Genomic DNA, 5188 nt, shown 5'->3' with positions numbered 1-5188 from the left:
TATATAATTAAATATTGATGCAAATCCTTAAAAACCCTCTTTCTCCCCCTCTCCCGTGCTCCGGTGCTCCGGTGCTCCGGTGCTCCCCCTCTCTCCCCTCTCACCTGTTGGCCTATTTCTGTACTTTTGTATTTGCGTGCAAGATATGAGTTAACTGAAACTTCTTAAAAAAGTTACAATTAGAATGTCAGTAACCACTATTGCATTGATAAAGTCTCAAAGTTGTTCTACTATTGATGTCGGCTAAAGAGCAAGATCTTAGGCGAAAGAGAAATGAACTTTTTCTGAGGTTAATTTAGTACATAAGTTCTGGTGCTTTGATATGAGGTTAGGATCAATTCTTTTACTTCAAAACTTCAAAACTTCAAAACTCCAAAACCCATTACTCCAAAACTCCAAGACTTCAAGACTTCTTACTTCAAGACGTCTTACTCATTACTCATTACTTCAAAACTCATTACTCACTATTCATCCACAACCAGTAACTTTGCTAAAGATGCAATATCTGAGTTTACCTAGCTATTCCACGAGATACTTATGAAGAATTCTTTTCTCGTCAATTTATTCAAGATGCTTTAGCTGAATATAAAATTAAGCTCTTAATTTTTGATTCTTTACAACAAGAGGTGATGTTATGGAAAGAATAAATTACTCTCAATTAATTCAAGACACTCTATCTCAACATTTAAGAAATGATGGTAATAATGACACAGAAATTCAACTTCTTTTTGATCAAGATCGTCATCATTATCAAGTTTTAAATATTGGATGGAAAAATCAAAAAAGAATTTATGGAGTTATTATTCATGTTGACTTAAAAGATGAAAAAATCTGGATCCAAAGAGATGGAACAGAAATAGGGATTGCTAATCAGTTAGTCGCTGCCGGAGTTCCCAAACATGATATTGTCTTAGGGTTTCATGCTCCTTATAAAAGGAAATTAACCGATTTTGCTGTTGGTTAAACCACATTTTATTAAATGATTGAAAGTGTCAGAACTGAGAACAAGTTTTTGGTAGCACTTTTGATTTTTGGTAAAATCAAACTAATTTGGTAAAAATCAAACTTTACCAACAAAGAGAGAGAATAGGAATTAATTATTTTGTGCGAGATACTCTTCTAAATCTTCTACTAATCGCGTCAAATCAGCTTCACTAGTCATACGAATCTTATCATCTCTGATAGTAACTAATACTTTAGCCGCAAAGGGACCAGCATAAATGTTTGGATTACAGAAGATTTCTACAAGAGTTTCACCTGTATGCCGATACTCCATGGGTTGATGACGTCGATCTGGTTTATTTTGATTGGCGATTAGTTTGAGAGTTTGCATTAATTCATTGATTTGAGCTTTTAATTTTAAAGCCGCTTCCAGTGTAAAGGGAAAAATAACCGAACCAGTAGCTAAATTAAGTCTAAATTGCGACATTCTTCAGATGTTGTGAACATTTATCTTTTGTTAAATATAGACTAAGAGATAAGAGTTATTAAGGTTACTTTATGAAAGTATTTGTAGCAGGTTCTACGGGAAAAACTGGAAAACGAATTGTAGAAGAGTTGGTTAGACGTGAAATAGAGGTAACTGCCTTAGTCCGTGATTTAGAAAAAGCAAAAGGAATATTACCCGAAGCAGTAGAATTAACTGTGGGAGATGTACTAAAACCAGAAACTTTGCGAGGGGCGATCGCTCCTTGTGATTTGGTTATTTCTGCCACTGGTGCGGCACCTAGTTTAGACATAACTGGTCCTTATTCCGTAGATTATGTAGGCACTAAAAATCTAGTTGATGTAGCTAAAGAGACTGGAATTAAGCAATTTGTGATGATTTCTTCTTTGTGTGTATCTCGTTTCTTTCATCCCCTCAATTTGTTTTGGTTAGTACTATATTGGAAAAAACAAGCAGAGATGTACTTACAAGATAGTGGTATACCCTACACGATTGTACGCCCTGGTGGTTTAAAAGAGGAGAATAATGATGAACCAATTCTAATGAAAGATGCCGATAGTCTTTTTGATGGCAGTATCCCTCGTCAAAAGGTAGCAAATGTGGCCGTAGAATCTTTGTTTAATGTATCAGCTCAAAATAAGATAGTAGAAATTATTACTAAGCCTGATGCTCCTTCTATGAGTTATGAGGAGTTATTTACTAAGGTTTAGAATATTTTTTGTTTGGCTCAAATGAGGTAAATTAGTTGACATACTCCTGACTATACTCTAGGAAATAGGCTTTGGAGTGTGTCAGTAACTAACAAGAATCAGTATAATTTTTGGGGTTAAGCGGAGATATGTGCGATCTCCCAAATAACTAAATAGAGTAATCAACTAGATAAATTTTTTGAATTGCTTAATTTCAGTTATTCTTTTACGATTCATAAAGATATCTAAATAATCATAAATTTAATTGAGTTATAATCACTATTTAAATGTGACCTAGGTTAAGTTGAAAGTAATTCAAAACATAGTAACATCAACTATTTATTTATGTGAGGAAATACTATGTCAAGTCAAAAAAAAGCCCAAAAGCTAATTATTAACTTAGTCGCAATCACAATAGATCCTAAGAGGGCTATAAAAGGATTAAGTATAGTTGTATTTCTTTGTCTATTTACTGTCTACACATTTATGCTGTTTAGTCCATTGGGTCTCATTTTTTTGCTTTTAACTATTTGGTTAGGTCAAAAAATTATACAGTATACAATAATTCCTGAGAAATGTATTTTTAATAAAAAGACTGGAAAGTTTACTTCTAAACAATTTCTTTTTCATAAAGACTATTTGCATCGAGATTTGTGGAGTGGTATGGCTAAATTTGAGCATGAACTAAAAAATATAAAAGATATAGTCATCTTACCTAATAAAGAAAGTCACCAAGCTTACTATGAGTATCTACTTTATAAATATCAAGTTAAAAACAAAAAAGTTTTACCCGGTATGGATTGGGGTTTTAGGGTAATGATTGATGGTCCTGGAAATGCTAATAATCAAGATAAGCAAGTAGAAATCAAGAAGAAAATTAACAATATACGTAATCCTCAACTTCGGGAAAAATCTGAGCAATTCATTGAGGAAATGAATAGAATTAAAGAGAAAAATAACCAAAATTATAGTCAAGAGAAAGATACAGATGAAGATCCAGAACTATTTTATATTTGTTTGCAACTAAATTTCTCAGAACAAAATTATTTTTTGCCTTTATCTCGTCAAGGTTTTGAAAATATTCCTAAGCTTGAAGCAATTGTGAAAGAGATTAAAGATTTTATCAACTTTTTTTAGTTTCAATCCCATATATCGCCGCCTGTATAAGGGTTTTTTGACCTGCTACTACTACTACTACTTTTTTTCTTGGGAATTTTAACTATTTTCTCACTATGGTCATGGCAACATTGACAATCATAAAATACTCTTTTTTTCCCTGCCGTCGAATCTGTAGCTGGTTCTAAAATTTTTTCAGTTACTTTAACAGTAACCTCTTGACAATGTTGACAGTCTGTAAATTTAGTTAAAGCTAAATTATAAACTCGCAAATGCAAGGTATTAGGATTAATATTGAGGTAACAGTGAGGACAGTGCCATCCTTCAAATATAACTGAACCTAACTTCTCAGCAATTTTTTGTGGTTTGTTCAGGAATTGTATTAACTTTTGTGGTTCAACTAATTCCATCCGTCTTTGGCAAAGTTCGCAATTGAATCTATGTAATGCAAAACCTAATTTATTGTTATCAAATAAGTAGGGCGGAATTATTCTACTTAACAAGCTACTTAAGATACTGCTAAAACAACTCGAAAAATATATAATAGAAGCAATAATATATTTATCGTTATAAGGAAGAACTGGAGAATCGGGATTGATTAAAGAATAGCTAATCATAACTGCAACTACAGGAAAAACTAGAAAATATTTAAAGGTGCGATAGAGCTTTTGATTTCCTGCGCTATTTAGGAATGTTATCCAGTTATGATTAACTAATGTTTTCATTTTTTTAAATCTATAAATGTATGTTGCTGCTGTTACTATAGATCCTAAAATAATTAATAGGAGAATTATTAGAAAAATATTTCCTATCATTTTCGCAACAACTGAATAAGTTATGGTGTCTGCTGATAAAAAACCTCCTATTGTTAAAAAGTAGAGGATAAAACTACCATTGATTACTAAAAAACAACAGCAAAATGTCGCCTTATATATTTTTTGGTCTAAAGGTTCATAATTGGGTAAACGAAAATAACCTATTGGAGGTAAAGATATATAAAATTTAGATTTATTTAGTTTTGTTAAGTAAATAATTATTGCGCCCACAAAGCACGCTAAAGATAAAATTAATGCTATTTTTGTCCCTTGTGAAAAATGTAAAATATTAACATTCATGACAAAATTCTTTGTGTCTACATAATATGATCATAACCTTAGAAATTGAACAAAAATATTACGATTCATAAACTTTTTACAAATCTATTTGCCCCTAAGTTTTTTAGTACAAATGTTCGAGGAAAAAGATGTGAGGCGATCGCGCGATCGCCTGTAGGTTGGATCACATCTTCCACCAGTACTTATGTACTAAATTAACCTCAGAAAAAGTTTATTTCTCTTTAGCCTAAGATCTTGCCCTGTCAACCAATTTTAAAGCGCGATCGCATTAATTCTTTAACTCATTACTTCAAAACTCATTACTTCAAAACTCAACCACCACAAGTAACTTTGGATAAAGATGCGAGGGTCTGAGTTGTCCACTTTCCCTCCTTGTCTACCTTGTCTTACTTTTACTACAAGCTCTTGGTAAAAAACCTACCCTTGCGGCAGGGCTGTTTCGTTCTTGACAAAGAAAATGGTGAGGAGGAGCACCGGAGCAGGGAGCTTCTGAGCAGGGAGAGGGGATTTTTTGCTAATAATAAATCACCTTTTTTCTAATAATAGCTAAAAAGAGCGTCAACTTTTGTGGTGTCTAGCTTCTAGCTTACGACAAAATTTTAGAACGAAACAGCCCTGACCCTTGCGGGGGGTTGGGGGGATCTGTAAATATAAATATTGTTAACACTACAACGCTCATTGCTATAATTGATTTTATTTTCAAAAAGCGATCTCCTGCAAGATCCCCACTGCCTTCGGTGCGCTCATCCGATAATATTATTATTCTGTAGTAGGGGCGCAAGGCTTGCGCCCTTGCTTCGGCTTGCGCCCTTGCTTCGGCT

Annotated in this window: 7 protein-coding genes; 4 read left to right on the top strand and 3 right to left on the bottom strand. The window is 33.3% G+C overall.

The annotated features are described in order from the left end of the window. Positions 1-521: 521 nt before the first annotated feature. Together MW688_RS23745 and MW688_RS23740 are read left to right on the top strand one after the other, a co-directional pair. Positions 522-647 carry an element excision factor XisH family protein gene (locus MW688_RS23745; protein WP_486738491.1) on the top strand — a complete coding sequence of 42 codons (126 nt, stop codon included), beginning with the start codon at positions 522-524 and terminating at the stop codon, positions 645-647. Next, on the top strand, positions 635-964 hold the full coding sequence (locus MW688_RS23740; protein ID WP_486738490.1) for an element excision factor XisI family protein: 330 nt from the start codon (positions 635-637) through the stop codon (positions 962-964). Before MW688_RS23745 ends, MW688_RS23740 begins: the two co-directional genes overlap by 13 nt. Positions 965-1093: 129 nt before the next feature. Here MW688_RS23740 and MW688_RS23735 read toward each other — a convergent pair whose 3' ends face one another. Further along, the gene (locus tag MW688_RS23735; RefSeq protein WP_486738489.1) at positions 1094-1429 is read right to left on the bottom strand and encodes a hypothetical protein; all 336 of its coding nucleotides are present in this window, start codon (positions 1427-1429) and stop codon (positions 1094-1096) included. Positions 1430-1500: 71 nt separating this feature from the next. Between MW688_RS23735 and MW688_RS23730 the strand changes: the two genes are divergently transcribed. After that, positions 1501-2157: an SDR family oxidoreductase gene (locus MW688_RS23730; RefSeq protein WP_486738488.1), complete on the top strand. Its 657-nt coding sequence runs from the start codon at positions 1501-1503 to the stop codon at positions 2155-2157. A 339-nt stretch (positions 2158-2496) separates the two neighbouring features. Beyond that, entirely contained in the window at positions 2497-3273 is a 777-nt protein-coding gene (locus MW688_RS23725) for a hypothetical protein (RefSeq protein ID WP_486738487.1), read from the top strand. Positions 3274-3275: 2 nt separating this feature from the next. Here the strand turns inward: MW688_RS23725 and MW688_RS23720 are convergent, their stop codons facing one another. Both MW688_RS23720 and MW688_RS23715 read right to left on the bottom strand, forming a co-directional pair. Beyond that, the gene (locus MW688_RS23720) at positions 3276-4367 is read right to left on the bottom strand and encodes a hypothetical protein (RefSeq protein ID WP_486738486.1); all 1092 of its coding nucleotides are present in this window, start codon (positions 4365-4367) and stop codon (positions 3276-3278) included. Between the two features lie 586 nt (positions 4368-4953). After that, positions 4954-5188 (bottom strand): hypothetical protein (locus tag MW688_RS23715; protein ID WP_486738485.1); only part of this gene is annotated, 235 nt, incomplete at its 5' end.

Source organism: Johannesbaptistia floridana (genome assembly GCF_057440575.1).
The sequence above is the reverse complement of the archived record's forward strand: the minus strand, read 5'-3'. Positions and strand labels throughout refer to the sequence as shown.

Bases quoted from the DNA above. Each gene is read 5' to 3' on its own strand.
- MW688_RS23740 (WP_486738490.1), top strand. From the start codon at position 635: ATGGAAAGAATAAATTACTCTCAATTAATTCAAGACACTCTATCTCAA.
- MW688_RS23735 (WP_486738489.1), bottom strand. From the start codon at position 1,429: ATGTCGCAATTTAGACTTAATTTAGCTACTGGTTCGGTTATTTTTCCC.
- MW688_RS23730 (WP_486738488.1), top strand. From the start codon at position 1,501: ATGAAAGTATTTGTAGCAGGTTCTACGGGAAAAACTGGAAAACGAATT.
- MW688_RS23725 (WP_486738487.1), top strand. From the start codon at position 2,497: ATGTCAAGTCAAAAAAAAGCCCAAAAGCTAATTATTAACTTAGTCGCA.
- MW688_RS23720 (WP_486738486.1), bottom strand. From the start codon at position 4,367: ATGAATGTTAATATTTTACATTTTTCACAAGGGACAAAAATAGCATTA.